Genomic DNA, 21,024 nt, shown 5'->3' with positions numbered 1-21,024 from the left:
GGCGCCCCCCGCCATGGCCGGCGTGCCGCTGCTGAACGGATTCATCTCCAAGGAGATGTTCTTCACCGAGGCACTGACCGCGGCCTCGACCCCCACCCTGCTGCACAGCGCGCTGCCGGTTGCCGCCACCCTGGCAGGCATCTTCGCCGTCGCTTATTCGCTGCGCTTCATCCATGGCGCCTTCTTCGGTCCGGATGCGACAGATCTGCCGAAAACGCCGCACGAGCCGCCGCAATGGATGCGCCTGCCGGTGGAGGTGCTGGTCTTCGGCTGCATGGTGGTCGGCATCCTGCCGGCCGCAACCATCGGCCCCTTTCTGGACGTCGCGGCACGATCCGTGCTCGGCGATGCAACGCCGTATTACAGCCTGGCGGTCTGGCACGGCTTCAACCTGCCGCTGGTCATGAGCATCTTCGCCCTCGCGGCAGGTGTTCTGCTTTACCGACTGCTGCAACGGCACCTGAACGCCGGGGTCGAGGGCACGCCGCTGATGCGTGGGCTCGACGGGCGCCGCATCTTCGATCAGGCCATGGTTTTCCTGTCCTGGCGCTTCGCGCGAACGCTGGAGCGGCTGCTGGGCACCACGGGATTGCAGATGCAGCTGCGGCTGATGGTCTGCGTTGCGGCCCTCGCGGCGTATCTGGCTCTGGCCATGGGCGGCCTTGGGCTGGGGCAAGTGGAGCTGAGCCGCATCGACCCAGTGATCGCGCTCATCTGGACGATCGGTGCAGCCTGCGCCATCGGTGCGGCCTATCAGGCCAAGTACCACCGGCTCGCCGCGCTCACCATGCTGGGCGGCGCCGGGCTCGTGACCTGCATGACGTTTGTCTGGTTCTCCGCGCCGGACCTAGCCCTGACGCAGCTGCTGGTTGAGGTTGTAACAACCGTGCTGCTGCTCCTCGGCCTGCGCTGGATGCCCAAGCGGATCGAGCGGCCTGGCTCCGACGCGATCGGCCCCCGGCTGCGCCGCTACCGCGACCTGACCATCGCTGTGCTCGCCGGAGCGGGACTCACCGGCATCTCCTACGCCACCATGACCCGCGTTTCGCCGGAAGGCATTTCCCGCCACTTCCTGGAACGCGCCTATACGGAAGGCGGCGGCACCAACGTGGTGAACGTCATCCTGGTCGATTTCCGCGGCTTCGACACGCTGGGCGAGATCACCGTGGTCGGCATCGTGGCACTCACGGTCTACGCGCTGCTGCGTCGTTTCCGCCCCGCTCCCGAAAGCATCGGCGTCCCGGAACAGCAGCAGGGCGATGCACGCGACTGGCTGTTGATTCCCTCCGTCACGATGAAGCTCCTGTTTCCCGTGATCGGCCTGGTGTCGGTGTTCCTGCTGTTGCGCGGGCATGACCTTCCCGGCGGTGGCTTCGCGGCCGGCCTGATGGCTTCGATTGCCATTCTGGTGCAGTACATGGCGGGCGGCACGCGCTGGGTAGAGGATCATCTGCGTGTGCATCCGCTGCGCTGGATGAGCTTCGGCCTGCTGATCGCGGCCGCCACCGGCCTCGGCGCTTTGATCTTCGGGCAGCCTTTCCTCACCTCGTACTTCGCCTATGCCGATCTGGGCGTGCTGGGCAAGCTGCCAATGGCCAGCGCGGTGCTGTTCGACCTTGGGGTATTCGGCCTTGTTTTCGGCGCGACGGTGTTGATCCTGATCGCCATCGCTCACCAGTCGGTCCGCAGCCAGCGCGCCGCGCCGCCCATCGCCACGGCGATGCCACCGGCCCGCGCCAGGCCGGGCGAACTCATGGCAGGAGACGATTGATGGAACTGGTCCTCGCCATCGCCATCGGCATGTTGGGCGGGTCGGGCATCTGGCTGCTGATGCGTCCGCGCACCTTTCAGCTGATCATCGGCCTGTCGCTGCTGTCCTACGCCGTGAACCTGTTCATCTTCAGCATGGGGCGCTTCCCGGTAGGCCGCCCGCCTGTGCTGGAGCCCGGCATGGCCGGCGATCCGGCCCATTTCGCAGATCCCCTGCCCCAGGCGCTGGTGCTGACTGCCATCGTCATCGGTTTCGCCACCACGGCGCTGCTGCTGGTGGTGATCATCGCGGCCCGCGGCCTCACCGGCGGTGACCATGTGGACGGCAAGGCGCGCGGCGAATGAATTTCTGGTTGCAACATCTGGCCATCGCGCCGATCGCCCTGCCCCTGGTTGCAGGCGCCGTCATGATCACGATGGACGACCAGCGGGGAAGGCTGCGCTCTGCGCTCGGCATCGCCTCGGCGCTGGCGTTGCTGGTGATCGCCATCGCGCTGGCGACCCTGGCGCATCAGGGAGGTGATGGCGGCGGGCTCACCACAGTGTACCGCCTGGGCGACTGGCCGGCGGTATTCGGCATCGTGCTGGTGGTGGACAGGCTTTCCGCCCTGATGCTGGTGCTGACTGCGCTGCTCGGCCTCGCCGCTCTGACCTATTCCCTCACACGCTGGCAGCGCATGGGATCGCATTTCCACGCCCTGTTCCAATTCCAGCTCATGGGGCTGAACGGTGCCTTCCTGACGGGCGACCTGTTCAATCTCTTCGTCTTCTTCGAGGTGCTGCTGGCGGCGTCGTACGGGCTGGCGATGCACGGTTCGGGGGTGGCGCGGGTCAGGGCCGGGCTGCACTACATCGCCATCAACCTCGCCGCCTCGCTGCTGTTCCTGATCGGCGTCAGCATGATCTATGGCATCGCCGGAACGCTGAACATGGCGGATCTGGCGGCGCGCATTCCCTACCTGCCGGCCGAGGACCGGCCGTTGTTGGAGGCCGGAGCCGCCATCCTCGCCGTTGCCTTCCTGGTCAAGGCTGCGATGTGGCCCCTCGGCTTCTGGTTGGCACCAACCTATTCCGCGGCCTCGCCGCCGGCCGCGGCAATCTTCTCGCTGATGAGCAAGGTCGGCGTGTATGCGATCCTGCGCATCTCGCTGCTGCTGTTCGGGGCCGAGGCGGGTGACTCCGCCGGCTTCGGAGAAACCTTCCTGCTGATCGGCGGCATCGCGACGATCGGGTTCGGGGCGGTCAGCGTGCTGGCAACGCAGGATCTGTCGCGGCTCGCCGGGGCGGGGGTGCTGATCTCCTCTGGCACACTGCTGGCCGCCGTAGGGGCGGGGCAGCTCACGGTGACAGCCGGCGCCCTGTTCTATCTCGCGAGTTCAGCCCTCGCCACGGGCGCGCTGTTCCTGCTGATCGAACTCATGGAACGCGGCCGCGATGTTGGCGCCGACGTCCTGGCCGTAACGCTGGAGGCCTTCGGCGACGGCGAGGAAGAGGATGCCTTTGGCGAGGAAGAGGTGGCGGTGCCCATTCCCGCAACCATGGCGCTGATCGGCATCAGCTTTCTCGGCTGCGCCCTGCTGCTGGCCGGCCTGCCGCCACTTTCAGGTTTCCTGGCCAAGTTCGCCATGCTCAGCGGCATCCTCAACCCTTCGGGCCTCGGTGAGGGTCCGTCCACCATTTCTCCGGGCGGCTGGGCGCTTCTGGTAGCCCTGGTGTTGTCGGGTCTGGCCACGGTGCTGGCCATGACACGCGCCGGGATCCGCAGCCTGTGGGCCAATTCCGGTCGCTCCGTGCCCCGCATCGGCGTGATCGAGATCGCGCCCGTGCTGGCCCTGCTGCTGATCTGCTGCACCATGACAGCGGCGGCGGGCCCGGTGATGCGCTACATGCAGGCGACCGCCGCCACGCTCCACGCACCGCAGGACTATGTGCGGCAAGTGATGGGTCCGCAGGCCATGGAGCGCGCGCCATGAGCCGGTTGCTGCCACACCCGCTTCTCACGGCGGCGCTGTTCGCCATGTGGCTGCTGTTGAACCAGACTGCGGCACCGGGACCGGCCCTTGTTGGCTTGGTGCTGGCTCTGGGCGGCGGCTTCGTGTTCGCTGTCCTGAGAACCGGTCGCCCGAGGCTGATCCGCCCCGTGGCGACGCTGCGCCTGGTCCAGCTGGTGTTCATGGATATTCTGCGGTCCAACCGGGACGTGGCGCGGGTTATCCTGAGGCCGCGACCCAATCGCCGCTCGGGCTTCGTCCACGTGCCGCTGCGGCTGCGGGACCCCCGTGCCCTGGCCATCCTGTCCATCATCCTGACGGCCACGCCCGGCACCGCCTGGGTAGAGTTCGACACGGAGGAGGGCATTCTGCTGCTGCACGTGCTGGATCTGACCGAGGCCGAGATCTGGGTGCGCATCATCCAGGACCGTTACGAGCAACCGCTGCTGGAGATCTTCGCATGAGCGCAGCCCTGCTGCTGTCCTGGAGCCTGTTCATCGCGCAGGGCATGCTGAGTGCGGCATGCCTGTGCGCCACTTGGCGCGTCACGCGTGGCCCCCGTGCGCAGGACCGGGTGGTAGGGTTGGACACGCTCTACGTTGTCGCCATGCTGCTGCTGCTGACGCTTGGGATCCGCGCCGGCACCGACCTTTATTTCGAGGCGGCGCTGGTGATCGGCCTCCTAGGCTTCGTTAGCACCGCCGCCTTGGCCAAGTTCCTCATGCGGGGCGAGGTGATCGAATGAACGAACTGGCCGACATTCCCCTCTGGGCCGCAGTCATCGTGTCCCTGCTGTTGCTTGCTGGGGCGGCAATGACGCTGATCGGCGCCATCGGCCTGTTGCGGCTGCCCACCTTCTATGAGCGCGTTCACGCGCCAACCATCGCCACCTCTTCCGGCCTCGCGTTGACCTTGATGGCGTCGATGCTGTTCTTCACCGTGTCGCAGTCGCGTCTGGTGCTGCATGAAGTACTGATCGGCATCGTGGTCGTCATCACCACGCCGGTGACGCTGATGCTGGTGGCACGCGCCTCCCTTCACCGCGACCGGCTAGAAGGCGGGGACGTGCCGCCGCCCCTGCCGCGCCGCGGGTCCGGCATCCCGGAGAAAGCTTCTCAGTAGACGATGAAGCCTTTGATCGCGTCCATCATCGCCTCGGGTTCGTCGGCGCGGATGGAGTGGCTGCTGTTGGCGAAGATGCGCAGGTCCGATCCAGGAATCAGCCGGTGGATCTCCTCGGAGAATTCAGGCGCGCAGATCCAGTCATGTGCGCCGGCCAGGATCAGGGTCTTGGCAGTGACGCGGGACAGCTCGGGACGCAGATCGTAGTTCCGCAGGAAGCCATCGGGGCGGAAGGCTCGGTTCAGCGCCTCGGGCTCGGGCAGTGTGCGCGCCCGGGAGATCTCGGCCGCGGCAGGATCGTGCCGGACGGAGTAAAGCGGGCCCATCACCGCATAATAGTGTTGCACCTTCTCGACCGTATCCAGCGCGCCATCCCACAGCATCTGACAGACACGTTTCTGTTCCGCCGTTCCGCGCTCCGCGACGATCTCCTGAGCCCTGGGGATGAAGCCGCTATGCGCGGCCGTGACCACGCAGATGAGGTGGGACACCGCGGCCGGGTAACGCGCCGCATGGGCCATGGCCACCATGCCGCCATAGGATGTGCCGATGGAAACAATCGGCCCGAGGCCAAGATATTGCCGCAACGCCTCCAGATCCTCGACATTTTCGTCGAGGTGGTAGAGTTCCGGATCGCCTTTGGCCGAACGCCCCTGGCCGCGATGGTCGACATAGACGAGCTGCATCCGCTCGGCCAGGGGTGAGAAGCCGGGTTTGAAACCGGTATGGTCGCCGCCCGGGCCGCCATGCAGCACCAGGGCGACCGGGCGCTCCCGCATGCGCGGCCCATCGGGCACCAATCCCATCCCCTCGACGTCGAAATAGATTTCCGTGCCGCGGATGCGTGCGCGCATGATGCCCTCCTGTCACCGTGGAAGAGCAGCTTTGCTCCGAAGCGCCGGGTATGCAAACCCAGCCCGGCTTAGCCCCCGCGGGCACGGGCAGCACGACGGTCCTGCCAACTCAGCCAGGCGAAGACCGCCGGCATGAACCATGGCTTTCCATTGTAGAGCGGCACTGCGGATGGCGGCCGGAAATCCAGCGCCGACGTGCCGTCGCCACCCAGGATCTGCAACGCCACCTTCTGCCCCGCCCAACGCGCCCAGACCACGCCGGAACCGCAATAACCCGCCGCGTACCGGACTCCATGCCGCGAGAAGATGCGCGGCACCATGTCCCGGTTCATGGCCACATGGCCGAACCAGCTATGGGTGATCGGCACATCACCGAGCTCGGGGAAGATCTCGACGAGATTTCGGCGCAGGAACTCGGTGGGCCAACCGGCATCGCCGGCGATGGTGCCGTCGCGGCCACCGAACAGGATGCGCGTCCCGTCCGGCGAAGGACGGTAATAAAAGCTGATCTTGCGGCTGTCGCTGCACATCATGCGGCGCGGCATCAGGGCGCCCATCATGTTCGGGCTGAGCGGAGCAGTCGCAATGATGCGGCTGCGAACCGGCACCAAGCGGCGACGCAGCCAAGGATCGGAAGCATCGGTGTAGCCGTTGCTGCCGCTGACCACGCAATCCGCGACAATGCGGCCACGGGCCGTTTCGACCTCGTGCTTCTCGCCCTCGGCGCGAAGGCCGAGCACGCCGGTCTCGGCATGCAGGCTGACGCCGGCTTCCAGTGCGAGCCGCAGCATCCCGGCGTGAAGCTTGGCCGGGTGGAGCCCGCCAATATCCATGCGGACGCTGCCTCCATGATAGAGGGCAGTGCCGAGTACGTCACGCTGGTCCGCGCGGCTAACGGGATAGGCCTCGATCCCGAGCGTCTGCCGCAGCAGGTCCGCTTCCCGCGCCAGGCTGTCATAGCGATCCGGCGAAATGGCACCGGCAAAGCGACCGGTCAGCGCGAAGTCGCAATCCAGCTCCTCGGCCTCGATGAACTGGTACAGATCCTCGCGCGCCGCCTTGGCCTCGGCCTGGATGGCCAGGGCACGTTCTGCGCCGAAGCGCTCCGTCATCTCGCTGACACTCAGGCGCAGATTGCCGCTGGTAATGCCGCCGTTCCGGGAGGAGGCGCCCTCGCCTGGGCGCTGCTTGTCGAACACCACCACCTTGCGGCCGGCCCGGGCCAAGGTGATGGCCGCGCTGAGCCCGGTATATCCGGCTCCCACCACCACCACATCGGCCTTGTCTTCAACGGGGCGCTGCTGCAGCGCCGGCTGCAATGGGGCTGCCTCCCACCAGAAGGGTTCGGTCGACTGCATCGGAGCGGTTGGGCTAGGCAATCTGGTTCCTTTCGGCAGGGCAGGGCCGGTCAGCACGGCAATGGCCGCCAGTGAATGTAATCATGCTGTCACGGGCTCGAACAGGGCCTGCCATCCAGGCCACGCTCTCGTGCAGCCGCGGCAGGGCCGGGAACACTATTCGTCCTCGATCCTGTCGCGCAGCGTCCGCTCTGGCAGACCAAGCACCAGAAGAAAGGCGGCACTCATTACCACGCCGCTCAACAGGAAGCTCCCGGTCAGCGCTGTTCGATAGGCATCAGCGACCGCGGCCTGCTGCGCCGGGGAGAAGGCCGCCATCGCCACCGTGCCACGCTCGGTCAGCGCGGCGAGGTCGAGCTGGCCGCCCAGCGCCTGAAGGGAAGCCGCCAGCCTGGTTCCAAGGATCCCTCCGGAGGCTGCTACGCCCACGGCTCCACCGAGCGAACGCAGAAAGGTCATGGCACCTGTGGCCGCACCGAGTTCGCGATGCGCCACGGCGTTCTGCACCGCAACAGTGAGATTGGGCATGCCCATGCCCATGCCCAGCCCTAGCATGCCCATGGAGATCAGGAACACCCAGGGCGACGCGCTCCACCACGCGAAGCCGGCAAGGCTGCCCAGGGCCACCGCCTCCAACCCCAGACCGGCAAGCAGAAAGGGGCGGTTCCGGCCGAGCTTGGCAACAATGCGACCTCCCAGCACCGAGGAAAGCAGCATCCCGATCACCTGCGGCAGCAACATGGCCCCGGCACGCGCCGGCTCCATGCCCAGCACAAGCTGGAAGTAGAGCGGCAGAAAGACGGTTGAGCCCATCATCGCGAAGGTCATCATGCCACCGACCGCCACGCCCCGCGCGAAGACCGGGTTGCGGAACAGGGCAAGGCGGATCAGCGGCTCAGGCGCCCGCGCCTCGCGCCAGGCAAAGGCGGCGTAGAGGCCGAAGGATGCGGCCAGCAGGCCGAGGCTCGTCGCCGACAGCCACGCGAACTCCGCGCCTCCCCAGGTCAGCAGCAGCAGCAGGGCAGCGGTTGCGCCCGCCAGCAGCAGGGCGCCGAGCCAATCCACAGGGCGGCGCGCTCCCTTGCTGGGAGGCGCGGAGCGAAGGCCCATGGCGATCATGGTCAGCGCGAGGATTCCGATGGGCAGGTTGACGTAGAACACCCAGCGCCAGGACAAGGACTGGGTAATCACGCCGCCGAGCAGCGGCCCGGCAACGCTGGCCAGGGCAAAGGTGCCGGTGAACAGCCCTTGATAACGGGGTCGCTGACGCGGCGAAACAACGTCACCGATCGCCGCCTGCGACAGCACCAGCAGCCCGCCCGCTCCCATCCCCTGCAGGGCGCGAAAGCCAATCAGCTGACCCATGGACTGCGCTGAGCCACTCAGCAGCGAGCCACCCAGGAAGAGCAGGATGGCGACAAAGAACAACCGCCGCCGGCCCAGCATGTCAGACAGCTTGCCGTAAAGCGGGGTGGTGATCGTGGAGGTCAGCATGAAAGCGGTGACCACCCAGGACAGGTGGGCCATTCCGCCCAGATCCGCGGCCATCCGCGGCAAGGCAGTGTTGACGATGTTCTGGTCAAGCGCTGCCAGGATCATGGTCAGCAGCGCGCCGGCCAGCACCGTCCGGACCGGGGGCCGGTTGGCCGCGTCCAGTTCGCGGTCCCCGGGGGGCTGAGGCTGATTCACCGCGCCGGTTCGACGCGCTGTTCCATCCAGTGGCCGGCCCGGCTGAGCGCGCCGCCAGTGGCCTGCGCCGCGCCGCCAAGTGCCGTGCCGGTGCGGCTGCCGGCGCGATCAAGCGCCTCGCCGGTCCGCTCCATCGGGCGGCCGCGCTCGCAACCGGCCAACAGCAGCATGCCCAGCATCCCGGCCATGATCAGGCGCATCGCATCCCTTTCCTCCCGCCGGTCAGGGCCGGGGCCCCGGTACAACACCGCACCATGCCGCTTAAACCAGAATGGGCAGGGCACCGTTGCGGTCTGGTAGGCCGATGCCTCCGCCTCAGCCCGGGATGAGGCTGCCCAGAACCGCCGGCAGGCGGGAAATCAAGCCCAGCTGCGGCACGTCCGCCCCCGCCAGCAGGGGCAGCATGACAGGCTCGGCGCCCGGCCGCGCAACCTCGATGCTGCCAATTTCCTGTCCCTTGATCACCGGTGCCGGCAGCGGGCCGTTGTAGCGGAGCTTCACCGACAGATCGCGACGCCACGCGCGCGGCATGGTCAGAACCATGTCGCGCCCTGCCACCAGCGGGACGGTCGGTCGCGTGCCCAGATGCACGGGTGCCTCCTCCAGCGTTTCCGCCGCGCGGAACAGCGCTACATTCTCGAAATTGGCGAAGCCCCATTCGAGCAGGCGGGCACTCTCGTCGCCTCGCATCCTCATGGAGGTCATACCATTGGTCACCAGGATCAGGCGTCGCTCGCCACGTTTCGCCGTGCCGACCAGCCCGTAGCCCGCAGCTTCCGTATGCCCGGTTTTCATGCCGTCGGCGCCAGCCACGCGGCCAATCAGCGGGTCACGATTGGCCTGGCTGATGCCGTTCCACTCGAAGGATGGAATTCCAAAATAGCTGTAGTACTGCGGAAAGTCGGAGATCAGGCGCCTTGCCAGGAGGGAAAGGTCGCGGCAGGTGGTCAGGTGTTCCGGGTCGGGCCAGCCCGTCGCGTTGCGGAACGTGCTGTCCTTCATGCCAAGACGCTGCGCGTACTCGTTCAGCAGCACGGCAAACTGGTCCTCGCTGCCGCTGACGCCCTCGGCCAGCACGATGCAGGCATCGTTGCCGGACTGTACCACCACGCCGCGCAGCAGGTTGTCCACCGTGATGCTACTGCCCAGTTCCACAAACATCTTGGAGCCGCCCTTGCGCCAGGCGGCCTCGCTCACCGGCAGGGCTTGATCCAGCCGCAGCCGGCCCTGCTTCAGCATGTCGAACACGACGTAGACCGTCATCAACTTCGACATGGAGGAAGGCCGCATCCGTTCACCCGCCCCCTTGTCGAGCAGCACCGTGCCCGTGTCGGCGTCCAGCAAGATGACCTGCTTGGCCGGGGTGTCGAGCGGGCCGAGCGGGGACTGCGCGGGCGTCATCGGCTCGCCCGATGCGGGGCTCTGTCCGGCACGCCCCCTGGGCGTAGTCCGGGCCACCAAGGGGCTGGCCAGGGTGGCGCCGGCCAGCATCACGGCGGCACCGCCAAGCAGATCGCGGCGCAACGGCATCGAGAAGTTCTCCAAGCAAGGACTAAGGTCTGGCTTACGCCTAGAACCAGCCCAAGTTCAAGAACTTAAGAGCAGGCGTTCAGAGAGGCGCTGAGCGAACCAGAGCCTGCGGCCGACCCAAACTTGACCCTAGGCAGCCATCCCCGCACTCTGCTTCCACTGAGCTTAAGGGAGCTGATCAGGAGAACATGCCGGACCGAGCCGACCTTATCGCCGACGTGCTGGTCTGTGGCGGCGGCATGGCGGGGAGCGTGGCAGCGGTTGCAGCGGCACGGGCGGGCGCGAGCACCCTGCTGGTTGAGCGATGGGGCTTTCTCGGTGGCAGCGCCACGGCCGCCGCCGTCGGGCAGTTCGTGGGTTGGGAAACCGCCGCCGGACGCCAGGTCATCCGGGGTACGGCCGAAGAGATCGTGCAGCGCCTTGGGCAGGAGGGGGCGTCGGGTGGCCATACCCGCTTTACCATGTCCACCGGTCACCCCATGGACCAGGTGTCCTACGATCCCGAGGCGTTGAAACTTGTGCTGGACCGGATGGTGATCGAGGCAGGAGCGCGCGTGCTGTTCCACGCGACCCTGCTCGGCGTGGAGCGGGCCGGCCGCCGCATCGAAGCCGTTACCGTGCTGACCAAAGCCGGGCCCGTGACAGTGCGCCCACGCGTGGTGATCGATGCCTCGGGCGATCTCGATCTGCTGGCGAGGGCGGGCGCGGAATTCCTGCCGCTCGATCCGGCCGAGGCGATGCAGCCGGCCACCATGATGTTCCGGTTCGGCCCGATCGACTACACCGTGTTCGATGCCATGAGCACCGAGCAGCGCCAGGCCCTCTCACGCCAGGGTGTGGCGAGTGGCGCCCTGGCCCGTGCGGCACTGCATCAGAGCCGCATTCCTGGCAGCAGCGACGGCTGGTTCAACATCAGCCGCGTCAGCCTCGATGCCACCGATCCTTTCGCGTTGAGCGCCGGCGAGATGGAGGGGCGCCGGCAGGCCTTCGCCGCCGCGCGATTTTTGCGCGATCATGTGCCAGGCTGCGATACAGGGCGGCTGGTCGCGCTGGCGGCCCAGCTCGGCATCCGTGAGTCGCGGCGCGTGCAGGGCGACTATGTGCTGACCGCCGAGGATCTGCGCGCGGACCGCCGATTTCCCGATGCTGTTGCCGTGGGCGCCTATCCTATGGACATCCACCCTGCCCAAGGCGCCGGACTGCATTTCGAAACCTTCGGCGGAGACCGAAGCTATGAGATACCGTATGGCTGCATGTTGCCGGCGGGTTTGGACAACGCCCTCGTGGCTGGGCGCGGGATTTCCGCCACCCATGCGGCGCACGCCTCCGTACGGGTGATGCCGACCACCATGGCGATTGGTCAGGCCGCCGGCGTGGCGGGAGCGATGGCGGCGTCAGGTCAGGCCGGCCCTCGCGAGGTCATCCCGGAGATCCTGCGGCGCAAGCTGCGGGAAGGTGGCGCCTACTTGCCCGATTGATCCCGCGGACCGACAAGTGCCTTCCGGAGGACACCATGACCCAGATCCGCCGCCGGGCCCTCATGCAAACCGGCCTTTCTCTTCCCGTGGCCGCCATGACCATCCTTCCCGCGCGCGCCACCGATGCCTGGCCCCGCCGACCGGTTCGCATCATCGTGCCCTTTGCCGCCGGCGGACCAGCCGACGGACTGGCGCGCATGCTGGCGGAGCGGGTGCTGGCGCCAAGGCTGGGACAGGCCGTGGTGGTGGAGAACCGGGCAGGCGCCGGCGGCATCATCGGCACGGCCGCGGCGGCACAGGCGGAAGACGGCCATACCCTGCTGTTCGGCAGCGTCAGCATGACCATTGTGCCGCATCTCCAGACGCAGCCGACCGGCTATGATGTGCTGCGGGACTTCATGCCTCTGGCGCAGATTGCTTCAACACCGTTTCTGCTGGTGGTTCCTGCCTCCTCGCCCTTTATCGATGCGAAGATGCTGGTGGCTACGGCCCGGGTGAAGCCACGGAGGCTGAGTGCTGCCAACAGCGGCTATGGCACCCTGTCCCACATGACTGCAGAGCTGTTCAACCGGCAGGCCAGGGTCGAGATTGAGCCGGTGGTGTATCGCGGCGAAGGCGTGTTGCTGCCGGACCTGCTGAGCGGGGTGGTCGATCTGGGCTTTCTCACCCTCTCCACCATGCTACCGCACCTTCAGGCCGGGACCGTGCGGGCATTGGGCGTGGCGGGTCCGGGACGGCTGCCGGAGCTGCCCGACGTGCCGACCCTGGCTGAAGCCGGCTTTCCGAACATGGAAGTGGATGGCTGGCAGGGCATGCTGGCACCTGGCAGGGTGCCGAGCGATGCGGCCGCCCGCGTTGCGGCCGTGCTGGCCGAGGCCATGGCTGACCAGACGGTGCGCGAACAGATCCGCGCGTTCGGCGCCTTGCCGGCCACCCGTTCGAACGCCGACTTCGCCGCCCTGCTGCCGGAGGAGTTTCAACGCTGGGGAACCCTGGTGAAAGAGCGGGACATCAGGGTGCAATAGGTAGGGAAGCCGCTTCGCGGCCGCGGCGCCGCGAGCGGAGCAGGCCGCTGATGCACGTTGCGGCGCGCAGCATGAGCCCACTGACCGGCCGATCAGGCCCGCTTGCGCGCACGATCCTTGTCCTTGGCTGTGCCTGGCTTGGTCGCACCGGATTTTCGCGACGACGGCTTTGAGCCGTCGGATTTCTTCGGAGCAGATGATTTGGCAGGCGCTTTTCTGACCGCCTTCGAGGTGCCGCGCCCTCCCTGCTTCAGGCTCTCACGCAGCGCGGCCATGAGATCCACGACATTGCCGCTGGGTTCCTCCTCCTCGGGCTCGTCGGACGGTTCATGGCCCTGCCGCCGTTCCTCGATCAGGGCGCGCAGGCGACTGGCATAACGGTCTTCCGTATCTGCCGGATCGTATTCGGAGGTCTGCCGCTGGATCAGCTGTTGCGCCAGCTTCACCATCTCCGCCTCGGGCGAGGAGCGTGGCACCTCGGCAAAGGCTTCGGCTGCGTCGCGCAGATCGCCTTCCTCGTGCAGCGTGTGCAGCACCAGTCCGCGATCCATGGGCAGGATGGCTACCGGGCGCTCCCGCCGGAACAGCACCAGGCGCGACAGCGCCACCATGCCGCTTTTGCGAAGCGCCTCGCGCAGCACCACGTAAACATCCGCACCCTCATCCTCCTGCGGAACGAGGTAATAGGCGTTCTCGTAATAGAGCGGCCCGATCTCGCCCTGCTTGACGAACTTGGCGATAGTAAGGGTGCGGCTGCTCTCGATCCGGGCCTTGTCGAAATCCTCGTCGCTGAAAAGGATGTACTCGTCCTTTTCCACCTCGAAGCCGCGCACCAGCTCGCTGCGCTCCACTTCCCGGCCGGTGACGGCGTCCACCGCCTTGTTGCGGATACGGTTTCCGGTCTTGGGATTGATCATGTTGAAGTGCAGCGCATTGCGCTCCTGCCGGGCCGGCAACAGGGCGATGCGGCAGGAGACCAGGGCGAGGCGCAACGTGCCCCGCCACACCGGACGATCATTCACGGGCGTTTTCCTCGCTGCTTGGCGGAAAGCCTCGGCAACGGTCGTGCCGCTGCCTCGTAGCCGGACCATGGATCGGGATGGTTCAGCCTGGCTGGAACTGTTGCAAGGGTGTAGTGCCGCGGATCGAGCCTTGGCGTCAGCTCCGACCAGCCAAGCGGCACCGACACGGTGGCACCCGCCCTCGCGCGAGGGGACCATGCGGCCACGGCCGTGGCGGTGCGGTCATTGCGCAGGTAGTCCAGAAACAGGCGGCCCTTGCGGGCCTTCTTCGCTAGGTTGGTGGTGTACCGCCGGGGTGCCTCCTCGGCCATCACGGCGCACAAGGCATGGCAAAAGCCTTTCGCCTCGGCCCAGTCGGCGCGAGGATGCAGCGGCACCACGACATGCAACCCCTTCCCGCCCGTCGTCTTCACAAAGGCCGCGAGCTTCAGGGCTTCCAACCTGTCCTTCAGCTCCTGCGCCGCCTCGACCACGTGGCTGAACGCCAACCCTTCATCGGGGTCCAGGTCGAATACGAGCCTGTCGGGATGCTCCAGATCGCGGGTCGAGGCGCCGCCTGGATGGATCTCCAGCACGCCGGACTGGGCCAGGGCCACCAGGGCCTCCACGCTTTCCACCGCCAGGAACGGCCGCGCTTCGCCTTTCAGTGCTACCCTTTGCAACAAGGCCGAGCTGCCGGGGCCCGGGTGGCGCTGCAGGAAGCGCTGCTCTCCAATACCGTCCGGCGCGCGCAGCAAGGCCACCATGCGGTGGCCGGCGTAATCCAGGAGCCTGGGGCCTACCGCGGCATAATACTCGGCTAGGTCGCGCTTGGTGACGGCTTCTTCCGGCCACAGGATCTTATCGGGATTGCTCAGCCGGATGCCAGCCACGCTGTTGCCGCTCTTGCGTGACCGTGTTGGCGCTTGGCCCGCCAGCGGGCCGGGTGGATGCACCTCCTCGGCAGGTTTGTCCTCGCGCAAACCCTTGAAGGACGCCTGGCGGATCCGGCCATCGCCAGTCCAGCCGGCATAATCCACCTCGGCCACCAGGCGCGGCTCGACCCAGCGCGCCTTGCGCCTGTCCGCTGAGTCGAGCCCCCGGCCGAAAGGCGGCTCTTCCCGCCCGAGGGCCTTCATGCGCCTGGAAAGCTCGCGCGCCCGATCGCCGGAAATGCCGGAGCCGACGCGCCCCAGATACACCAGCTCGCCTTCCCGCCAAGCACCCAGCAGCAGGGTCAGGTTGCCTTTCGGCCCCGTGCCATGGCCGCCAACCACGAACTCATCATTGCCGCGGCACTTTGTCTTCACCCAGCTCCCACCACGGCCCGCGGTGTAGGGGGCGTCGGCCTGCTTGGAGACGATACCCTCCAGCCCCATGCGGCAGGCGGAGTTGAGGATGGCAGCGCCGGCTGCCTCGAAATGCTCCACATAGCCGAGGCGGTCCGCCACCTCCCGGGGTGCAGTCTCGATCAGGTCGCGCAGCGCCGCCTTGCGAGCCAGCAAGGGCTCTGCGCGAAGGTCCTGATTGCCTTGCCGCAGCAGGTCGAAGGCCATGTAGCGCAATTCTTCCGTGCGCCCCCGCTCCATGGCGGCGATCAGCGCGGCGAAATCGGGATGGCCCTCGGCATCGGTCGCGATCAGCTCGCCATCCAGCACCGCGTCGGGCAGTTCGGCCAGCGCCGCCGCGGTATCCGGAAATCGCTTGGTCCAGTCCAGGCCGTTGCGCGTCAGCAGTTTCGCCCGCCCGCCTGAGATGCAGGCCTGCAGCCTGTAACCATCGAGCTTCACCTCGTGCACCCATTCCGACCCTGATGGCGCCACGGTTGCGCTGGTGCAGAGCTGCGGCGCCAGGAAAGGCGGGGCGCCGGATGCCCTGCGGACCGTTCGCGCGGTTGCGCGGGCAGGTTTCTGCGCTCCGGCAATTTCGGCCATGGAGCGCCCGCTGACAATTGAACTCTGCTCCGCGTCGATCAGCGCCGTGCCCTCACCAGGACGTGCCGCCTCGTCCTTTTCCTTGATCAGCAGCCACTGCGGTTGCTTCTCGCCTTTGCGCGAGCGCATGCGGACCAGCGTCCACCCGCCCGTCATGCGCTCACCCCGCAGGTGGAACTTCAGCTTGCCGGCAGCCAGAGCCGCGCCTGGATCGGCGTCGTCGCTGTGCCAATGTCCACGATCCCACAACATCACCGTGCCGCCGCCATATTCACCCTTGGGGATGGTGCCCTCGAAGCTCGCGTAATCAAGCGGATGATCCTCCACCTGCACGGCCAGCCGCTTGTCCCCCGGATCAAGGCTGGGACCTCTGGTCACCGCCCAGCTTTTCAGTGCGCCATCCAGCTCCAGGCGAAAATCGAAGTGCAGCCGGCTGGCATCGTGCTTCTGCACCACGAAGCGCAGCTGCTTGCCACGGCTGACACGGCTTCGTTGCCCGCTGGGCTCGTTGGTGCGGGAAAAGTCGCGCCGGCGCCGGTAAGTGTCCAGCGTGGTTGTGGCGGATGCTCCTGAAGCCATGGCGACGACTCCTCGCTGCGCCCAACCAGGGGGCGCATGAGCGAGGCAAAGCGTGGCGGATCGGATGGTTTCTTCGCACCAGTGGCGAAGGAGCCTCAGGCCTGGGTCAGGAACTCGTCCAGCGCGCGGGTCAGCTGGGCGCGGCTTTGTTCATCGGAGAGCGCGGCGACTGGAGGGCCGAGCCGCGCGACGGGGACGGTCGCGATATTGAAGACATCCAGCACCACCTCTTGTCCCAGCACGGTGAAGCGGGGTGCGAGATAGTGCGCCTCCATTGCCAGGGCACTGCCCCGGATCAGTGCGGCCACCAGCCTTGTCGGCGCACGGTCAAAACGGGCGCTTTGCAGCGTCACCACGTAGGGAACGTTGTCCCGCTGGCGGCCAGGATTGGGGTGAACATCAAACTGCGCCATGGCTTACAGTTCGGAGAACTCGTCCGACAGCAGACCCTGCTCGGCATGAAAGGCGCCCAGGGCCAGCACGACCCGGTCCAGCGCCGCGTCTTCCTGGCGCAGGCGCGCCCGCTCCCGGGCTACGAAGTCCTCCAGCAAAATCTCCAGCGTTCCGCTGAGATTGCCGGTGTAGAGCCGTGCCTGCCGCACTAGTTCATCGTTCAAAGAGAGATTCACAGCCCTCTTCCGGGCTGGACCCTGATGCCCCATCATACAGCCTCCGACTATGCGCATAGTATGCGCATTAGGGCGCGGGTGAAAAGGGTTTTGAATCTTTGCTCGGACATCACGCAATCATGATGTCACAGCGACGCTCATGCCCGATTGGAAAGACTCCGTTACGCAACCTATGGTGCCGCAATTCACACGCATTTGCGGGAGCCCGCGATGTCTTCCACTGCCAAACAATGGACCCCGGGGTGGTTCGGCCAGTTCAAGGCCTTTGTCACCAGGGGCAATGTCATCGACCTCGCGGTCGGTATCATCATCGGTGCTGCCTTCACCTCCATCGTCAATTCGATGGTGGAAGATATCTTCAACCCGATCATCGGGCTGCTGATCGGCGGCATCGACTTCTCCAACTTGTTCGTGGTGATCAGTGGCGAACGGCTGCCAACTCTTGAGGCAACCCGCGCGGCCGGTAGCGTGGCGCTGGGCGTGGGCTTGTTCATCAACGCCATCATCAAGTTCATGATCGTGGCCTTTGCAGTGTTCTGGGTCGTGCGGGCCATGACCAGGCTGAGCCTTCGCCAGGATGCGGCCAAGCCCGGCCCCACCCCAACGGAGGTCCTGCTCGCCGAGATCCGTGACGAGCTCAAGCGTCGTCCTTCAGTCTGATGCGGCGAGGCGGCGCCATCTGATGCAGCGTCGCAGGCCTCGTCGCCTTGCCGGGTGGGCCGGTGGTCTGCTGGTTCGGCTCGTCGTGCTGGCCATGCTGCTGCCTGCGGCGACGGCGGCGGCGCAACCTGCCCCGGCCGCGCCCGGTCCGCTGCCGCAACGCGAACTCGTCATCGCCACGCGCAACACCCCGCCCTTCTCCATGAAGGCCGCCTCCGGCGAGTGGGAAGGCATCAGCATCGACCTTTGGCGCCGTGTGGCACAGGGACTTGGCCTGCGCTTCCGCTTTGTTGAGTACGATACGGTGCAGGCGGTGATCGAAGCGGTGGCACGGGGCGAGGTTGATGCCGCGGCCGCGGCCCTCACCGTCACCGCGGCGCGGCGGCAGATCATGGATTTCACGCAGCCCTTCTTCGCAACGGGGCTCGGTGTCGCCGTGGCCCGTGACAATGGCGCGACTGCCTGGCTGCCGGTGTTCCGCACATTCCTATCACTGAGCTTCCTGCAGGGAGTGCTGATCCTGCTCGGCATCGTGCTCAGCGTCGGCATCCTCATCTGGCTGTTCGAGCGCCGGCAGAATCCCCCTTACGGCGGGAGAGCGCTGCAAGGCTTCATTGCCGGAGCCTGGTGGTCCGCCGTGGCGATGACGCAGGCGGGCGCGGCGCAGGACGGGCCGCGTTCACTGCCGGGGCGCATTCTTGCAGTGATCTGGATGGTGGCATCGGTTGTCACCATCGCCGTGTTCATTGCCGGCATCACATCGACCCTGACAACACAGCGCCTGCAAGGGCTGGTCCGGAACGCCGCGGACCTTCGCACCCTGAGGGTGGGTGCGGTGGAAGGCTCATCCACCATTGATTTCCTGAAGTCGCAACGCATCGCCCATGATGGCGTGAACCGGCTCGACCTCGGCCTCCGGGCCTTGCGCGAAGGCCGTGTCGACGCATTCGTCTATGACCGGCCGTTGATGGGCTGGACGATTCAGCAGGACTTCCCAGAATTGGATCTGCTGCCGATCACCCTCGACAGCCAGAACTACGCCATCGCGCTGCCACCGGAAAACAGCATCCGCGTCGCGCTCGACGTGGCCTTGCTGGAAACCCTGCGGAGCGAGTGGTGGCAACAGACCCGGTTCCGTTACCTCGGGCGCGACACCGCGCCCTGAGCGGCACGGACCCGCAGAATAGGTTGACGGAGGGATCAATGCGCCTGGGCAGATGGGCCAGGACGTCCGGGTTGCTGGCGGCCGCTCTGCTTGCCGGCTGCGACAGCCAGGATGGGGCTGAGCATGACACGGCCATGGTGGCCGCGCGTCAGGCCGCTGAGGCCGAGTTGCGCGGCCTTGGCGGCACCGGAACGGTGCTGCGGGGCGTTCACGCCTACCGCCAGGCGCGAGATGGCGCCACGGCCGTGTGCGGCCAGGTCAACCTGCAGGATGCCGGGGCAGCGAGCGCCTTCACGCTGTTTGTTTCCGTGGTAACCCCGCGCGAAGGCGGCTTCGCCGTTGAGCAGCATGTTGCCACCTCAGGCCCGACCGCCTCGCGCGTCTTCGTGGAAACGTTGCTGCGCTGCTACGAGGATGGCGGCCCGCTGCCCGGGCAACGTCCTGGTGCACCACCGCCCATGCCTCCGGTGCCCGATCGTTTGCCTGCGGAAGCGCGGGCACCTGTCCCACCTGCCCCGGTTTCGCCGGGCCCGGCGGCTCCGCCCCTGGTCCCGCCTGTTGAAGCACCGCAGGAAACGGCGACGCTGCGACAGAATGGCAATCTTCGCGCCCATCCGAATGGTGGCGGCGCCCTGCTGCGCATCGTGCCCTCCGGCACCACCGTGAAGGTCTATGGCCATGCCTCAGGCGGTTGGCTGCAAGTGGGCGATGCACAGCAACCCTGGGGCTGGATGCACAACAGCCTGATGCGTTGAAGGCTTGGCGCAGCCGATGTGACGATCCAGCCTTGTTGCACGCTGCGCCTTGTTCCAGTCGGTCCGAACAGTGGGAGAAACCCCTACTCTGTTGGAGCGACGGCGCCAGCGACACCGGACTGCCTCAGCCCGGCGCAGTGTCCAGGAGAGGCGCAAAGCCGCCGAAGACCATGCGCTTGCCATCGAAAGGCCGGTTGCTGCTGGGCTGCATGCGTGGATCAGCCATCATCCTCGGCCAGGCGGCATCCCGCGCCGCGCGCGAAGGCCATTCGATCCAGGAGAAAACAACCGACTCTTCGGGCCGAGCCAGCACAGCGCGCCTGAAGTCGGTCAAGGTGCCATCCGGAACGTCGTCGCCCCAGGCTTCCACGATGCGAGTGGCGCCGTGTTCCAGGAAGACCTCGGTCACTGCTGCCATGGACTCGAGATAGGCCTGGCGATTGTTCCGGGGCACCGGAACCAGGCTTCCATCGACATACCCCATCGTGCCTCCAGGGCCGCTTTGCCAGATCTCCTTGAATCCTCCATAAATCATGCGCTTGCCATCGAAGGGCATCGCCTCGGCCATTGCCTTCATCCGGGCATCCTGCATGATCCTGACACCCGCCTGATCACGGCGCTCACGATCTGGATAGGCGATCCAGGAAAAGACGATGTCTTCTTCGGGCTTGGCCAACACAGCACGCCGGAAGTCGGTAAGCTGACCCTCCGGCACGTCGTCGCCCCACGCCTCGACCAGGCGGCTTGCACCGAAATCATGAAAAAGCGAGGCAGCCTCCGATGCATGGCGCAAGTAGATGTTCTTGTTCGCGCGTGGCACAGCGACAATGAAGCCATCCAGATAGGTCATGATTGTTTTCCTTCCTCAGCTCCCAGCCCACTCGGGCAAGACAGCTGTTGCATGAATAAACGTTGATATCAACACAATTGGCGATTTTTCAGACTGCTTGGATCATCGTGTGGAGCCACGTCGCATTCCTGGCCATGACAGGTCATTATGGTACCGTTGCGAACAGGTGGAGCCAGCTTCGCACCTGTTGCACCGGAAAAGGAGTGGATCGTGCAAGACACCAAGACGTCCTTCGAGCTCGGAACTGCCTGGCGAGAACGCGCGCTCGGCTTGCTGCGCATCGTGGCCGCGCTGATCTTCATGGCACATGGCACGCAGAAGCTGCTGGGTTTTCCTGCCGGGGGCAACGTGCCGCCCATGCTGTCCATGCCAGGCCTCGCCGGCGTCATCGAACTGGTGGGCGGCGCGATGCTGTTGCTGGGCATCTGGGTACGTCCCGCCGCTTTCATCATGTCCGGCACCATGGCGGTGGCTTACTGGATGGCGCATGCGCCGCGCAGCTTCTTTCCGGTGAATAATGGCGGCGATGCGGCCATCCTTTACTGCTTCGTCTTCCTGTACATTTTCGTTGCCGGCGGCGGAGCCTTCCAGCTGGGCAAGGGAACCGGCAGCCTTCAGCGTGTGGCACGCTGAA

The 21,024-nt window shown here is 66.4% G+C and carries 22 protein-coding genes; 12 read left to right on the top strand and 10 right to left on the bottom strand.

Annotated features, from left to right (window positions below; genetic code table 11):
* The 6 genes from mbhE to mnhG form a co-directional block, all read left to right on the top strand.
* On the top strand, positions 1 to 1,771 hold a 1,771-nt coding region (gene mbhE, locus ACFOD4_RS22085), incomplete at its 5' end, for a hydrogen gas-evolving membrane-bound hydrogenase subunit E (protein WP_379599876.1).
* Positions 1,771 to 2,115: a Na+/H+ antiporter subunit C gene (locus tag ACFOD4_RS22080; protein ID WP_379599875.1), complete on the top strand. Its 345-nt coding sequence runs from the start codon at positions 1,771 to 1,773 to the stop codon at positions 2,113 to 2,115. The genes mbhE and ACFOD4_RS22080, both read left to right, overlap by 1 nt.
* Positions 2,112 to 3,743 carry a monovalent cation/H+ antiporter subunit D gene (locus tag ACFOD4_RS22075; protein ID WP_379599874.1) on the top strand — a complete coding sequence of 544 codons (1,632 nt, stop codon included), beginning with the start codon at positions 2,112 to 2,114 and terminating at the stop codon, positions 3,741 to 3,743. The genes ACFOD4_RS22080 and ACFOD4_RS22075 overlap by 4 nt, the downstream gene beginning before the upstream one ends.
* Positions 3,740 to 4,225: a Na+/H+ antiporter subunit E gene (locus tag ACFOD4_RS22070; protein WP_379599873.1), complete on the top strand. Its 486-nt coding sequence runs from the start codon at positions 3,740 to 3,742 to the stop codon at positions 4,223 to 4,225. Before ACFOD4_RS22075 ends, ACFOD4_RS22070 begins: the two co-directional genes overlap by 4 nt.
* The gene (locus ACFOD4_RS22065) at positions 4,222 to 4,506 is read left to right on the top strand and encodes a K+/H+ antiporter subunit F (protein ID WP_379599872.1); all 285 of its coding nucleotides are present in this window, start codon (positions 4,222 to 4,224) and stop codon (positions 4,504 to 4,506) included. The genes ACFOD4_RS22070 and ACFOD4_RS22065 overlap by 4 nt, the downstream gene beginning before the upstream one ends.
* Positions 4,503 to 4,883 carry a monovalent cation/H(+) antiporter subunit G gene (gene mnhG / locus ACFOD4_RS22060; RefSeq protein ID WP_379599871.1) on the top strand — a complete coding sequence of 127 codons (381 nt, stop codon included), beginning with the start codon at positions 4,503 to 4,505 and terminating at the stop codon, positions 4,881 to 4,883. Before ACFOD4_RS22065 ends, mnhG begins: the two co-directional genes overlap by 4 nt.
* On the opposite strand, the gene ACFOD4_RS22055 is transcribed toward mnhG, so the two are convergent.
* The 5 genes from ACFOD4_RS22055 to ACFOD4_RS22035 form a co-directional block, all read right to left on the bottom strand.
* Positions 4,877 to 5,737 (bottom strand): alpha/beta fold hydrolase, encoded by an 861-nt coding sequence (locus tag ACFOD4_RS22055; RefSeq protein ID WP_379599870.1) that lies wholly within the window; start codon positions 5,735 to 5,737, stop codon positions 4,877 to 4,879. The genes mnhG and ACFOD4_RS22055 overlap by 7 nt on opposite strands.
* 68 nt (positions 5,738 to 5,805) lie before the next feature.
* Positions 5,806 to 7,116, bottom strand: coding sequence for an NAD(P)/FAD-dependent oxidoreductase (locus ACFOD4_RS22050; protein WP_379599869.1), 1,311 nt, complete (start codon positions 7,114 to 7,116; stop codon positions 5,806 to 5,808).
* Positions 7,117 to 7,251: 135 nt separating this feature from the next.
* A complete protein-coding gene (locus tag ACFOD4_RS22045; protein ID WP_379599868.1) occupies positions 7,252 to 8,784 on the bottom strand; it encodes an MDR family MFS transporter in 1,533 nt (510 codons plus the stop codon).
* Positions 8,781 to 8,984, bottom strand: a complete 204-nt coding sequence (locus ACFOD4_RS22040; protein ID WP_379599867.1) for a hypothetical protein — start codon at positions 8,982 to 8,984, stop codon at positions 8,781 to 8,783. Before ACFOD4_RS22040 ends, ACFOD4_RS22045 begins: the two co-directional genes overlap by 4 nt.
* Before the next feature lie 115 nt (positions 8,985 to 9,099).
* Positions 9,100 to 10,314 carry a D-alanyl-D-alanine carboxypeptidase family protein gene (locus tag ACFOD4_RS22035; protein ID WP_379599866.1) on the bottom strand — a complete coding sequence of 405 codons (1,215 nt, stop codon included), beginning with the start codon at positions 10,312 to 10,314 and terminating at the stop codon, positions 9,100 to 9,102.
* A 188-nt stretch (positions 10,315 to 10,502) separates the two neighbouring features.
* Here ACFOD4_RS22035 and ACFOD4_RS22030 point away from each other — a divergent pair, with 188 nt between their 5' ends.
* Together ACFOD4_RS22030 and ACFOD4_RS22025 are read left to right on the top strand one after the other, a co-directional pair.
* Entirely contained in the window at positions 10,503 to 11,792 is a 1,290-nt protein-coding gene (locus ACFOD4_RS22030; RefSeq protein WP_379599865.1) for an FAD-dependent oxidoreductase, read from the top strand.
* Positions 11,793 to 11,827: 35 nt separating this feature from the next.
* The gene (locus ACFOD4_RS22025; RefSeq protein ID WP_379599864.1) at positions 11,828 to 12,817 is read left to right on the top strand and encodes a Bug family tripartite tricarboxylate transporter substrate binding protein; all 990 of its coding nucleotides are present in this window, start codon (positions 11,828 to 11,830) and stop codon (positions 12,815 to 12,817) included.
* A gap of 92 nt (positions 12,818 to 12,909) precedes the next feature.
* On the opposite strand, the gene ku is transcribed toward ACFOD4_RS22025, so the two are convergent.
* The 4 genes from ku to ACFOD4_RS22005 all read right to left on the bottom strand — a co-directional run bounded on the left by ku (position 12,910) and on the right by ACFOD4_RS22005 (position 16,993).
* Entirely contained in the window at positions 12,910 to 13,839 is a 930-nt protein-coding gene (gene ku / locus ACFOD4_RS22020) for a non-homologous end joining protein Ku (protein WP_379599863.1), read from the bottom strand.
* Positions 13,836 to 16,331 carry a DNA ligase D gene (gene ligD / locus ACFOD4_RS22015; protein WP_379599862.1) on the bottom strand — a complete coding sequence of 832 codons (2,496 nt, stop codon included), beginning with the start codon at positions 16,329 to 16,331 and terminating at the stop codon, positions 13,836 to 13,838. Before ligD ends, ku begins: the two co-directional genes overlap by 4 nt.
* A 95-nt stretch (positions 16,332 to 16,426) precedes the next feature.
* A complete protein-coding gene (locus ACFOD4_RS22010) occupies positions 16,427 to 16,744 on the bottom strand; it encodes a CcdB family protein (protein WP_379599861.1) in 318 nt (105 codons plus the stop codon).
* 3 nt (positions 16,745 to 16,747) lie between these two features.
* Positions 16,748 to 16,993: a type II toxin-antitoxin system CcdA family antitoxin gene (locus ACFOD4_RS22005; protein ID WP_379599885.1), complete on the bottom strand. Its 246-nt coding sequence runs from the start codon at positions 16,991 to 16,993 to the stop codon at positions 16,748 to 16,750.
* 177 nt (positions 16,994 to 17,170) lie between these two features.
* On the opposite strand from ACFOD4_RS22005, the gene mscL reads away from it, so the two are divergent.
* The 3 genes from mscL to ACFOD4_RS21990 are packed head-to-tail and all read left to right on the top strand — an operon-like array spanning position 17,171 to position 19,540.
* Entirely contained in the window at positions 17,171 to 17,620 is a 450-nt protein-coding gene (gene mscL / locus ACFOD4_RS22000) for a large-conductance mechanosensitive channel protein MscL (protein WP_379599884.1), read from the top strand.
* Between the two features lie 22 nt (positions 17,621 to 17,642).
* Positions 17,643 to 18,785: a transporter substrate-binding domain-containing protein gene (locus ACFOD4_RS21995; protein ID WP_379599860.1), complete on the top strand. Its 1,143-nt coding sequence runs from the start codon at positions 17,643 to 17,645 to the stop codon at positions 18,783 to 18,785.
* 38 nt (positions 18,786 to 18,823) lie between these two features.
* Positions 18,824 to 19,540 carry an SH3 domain-containing protein gene (locus tag ACFOD4_RS21990; protein ID WP_379599859.1) on the top strand — a complete coding sequence of 239 codons (717 nt, stop codon included), beginning with the start codon at positions 18,824 to 18,826 and terminating at the stop codon, positions 19,538 to 19,540.
* A 124-nt stretch (positions 19,541 to 19,664) separates the two neighbouring features.
* On the opposite strand, the gene ACFOD4_RS21985 is transcribed toward ACFOD4_RS21990, so the two are convergent.
* Entirely contained in the window at positions 19,665 to 20,390 is a 726-nt protein-coding gene (locus ACFOD4_RS21985; RefSeq protein ID WP_379599858.1) for a DUF1428 domain-containing protein, read from the bottom strand.
* A gap of 210 nt (positions 20,391 to 20,600) precedes the next feature.
* Between ACFOD4_RS21985 and ACFOD4_RS21980 the strand changes: the two genes are divergently transcribed.
* Positions 20,601 to 21,023 carry a DoxX family protein gene (locus ACFOD4_RS21980; RefSeq protein WP_379599857.1) on the top strand — a complete coding sequence of 141 codons (423 nt, stop codon included), beginning with the start codon at positions 20,601 to 20,603 and terminating at the stop codon, positions 21,021 to 21,023.
* Position 21,024 lies beyond the last annotated feature (1 nt).

It is taken from the genome of Teichococcus globiformis, from assembly GCF_042646265.1.
GTDB lineage: Bacteria > Pseudomonadota > Alphaproteobacteria > Acetobacterales > Acetobacteraceae > Pseudoroseomonas > Pseudoroseomonas globiformis.
Note: the sequence above shows the minus strand (reverse complement) of the source record. Positions and strands in the feature narration are given on the sequence as shown.

Excerpts from the sequence above, each read along its gene's own strand:
- ACFOD4_RS22080 (WP_379599875.1), top strand. The coding sequence starts at position 1,771 with ATGGAACTGGTCCTCGCCATCGCCATCGGCATGTTGGGCGGGTCGGGC.
- ACFOD4_RS22075 (WP_379599874.1), top strand. The coding sequence starts at position 2,112 with ATGAATTTCTGGTTGCAACATCTGGCCATCGCGCCGATCGCCCTGCCC.
- ACFOD4_RS22070 (WP_379599873.1), top strand. The coding sequence starts at position 3,740 with ATGAGCCGGTTGCTGCCACACCCGCTTCTCACGGCGGCGCTGTTCGCC.
- ACFOD4_RS22065 (WP_379599872.1), top strand. The coding sequence starts at position 4,222 with ATGAGCGCAGCCCTGCTGCTGTCCTGGAGCCTGTTCATCGCGCAGGGC.
- mnhG (WP_379599871.1), top strand. The coding sequence starts at position 4,503 with ATGAACGAACTGGCCGACATTCCCCTCTGGGCCGCAGTCATCGTGTCC.
- ACFOD4_RS22055 (WP_379599870.1), bottom strand. The coding sequence starts at position 5,737 with ATGCGCGCACGCATCCGCGGCACGGAAATCTATTTCGACGTCGAGGGG.
- ACFOD4_RS22040 (WP_379599867.1), bottom strand. The coding sequence starts at position 8,984 with ATGCGCCTGATCATGGCCGGGATGCTGGGCATGCTGCTGTTGGCCGGT.
- ACFOD4_RS22035 (WP_379599866.1), bottom strand. The coding sequence starts at position 10,314 with ATGCCGTTGCGCCGCGATCTGCTTGGCGGTGCCGCCGTGATGCTGGCC.
- ACFOD4_RS22030 (WP_379599865.1), top strand. The coding sequence starts at position 10,503 with ATGCCGGACCGAGCCGACCTTATCGCCGACGTGCTGGTCTGTGGCGGC.
- ACFOD4_RS22025 (WP_379599864.1), top strand. The coding sequence starts at position 11,828 with ATGACCCAGATCCGCCGCCGGGCCCTCATGCAAACCGGCCTTTCTCTT.
- ligD (WP_379599862.1), bottom strand. The coding sequence starts at position 16,331 with ATGGCTTCAGGAGCATCCGCCACAACCACGCTGGACACTTACCGGCGC.
- ACFOD4_RS22010 (WP_379599861.1), bottom strand. The coding sequence starts at position 16,744 with ATGGCGCAGTTTGATGTTCACCCCAATCCTGGCCGCCAGCGGGACAAC.
- ACFOD4_RS22005 (WP_379599885.1), bottom strand. The coding sequence starts at position 16,993 with ATGGGGCATCAGGGTCCAGCCCGGAAGAGGGCTGTGAATCTCTCTTTG.
- mscL (WP_379599884.1), top strand. The coding sequence starts at position 17,171 with ATGTCTTCCACTGCCAAACAATGGACCCCGGGGTGGTTCGGCCAGTTC.
- ACFOD4_RS21995 (WP_379599860.1), top strand. The coding sequence starts at position 17,643 with ATGCAGCGTCGCAGGCCTCGTCGCCTTGCCGGGTGGGCCGGTGGTCTG.
- ACFOD4_RS21990 (WP_379599859.1), top strand. The coding sequence starts at position 18,824 with ATGCGCCTGGGCAGATGGGCCAGGACGTCCGGGTTGCTGGCGGCCGCT.
- ACFOD4_RS21985 (WP_379599858.1), bottom strand. The coding sequence starts at position 20,390 with ATGACCTATCTGGATGGCTTCATTGTCGCTGTGCCACGCGCGAACAAG.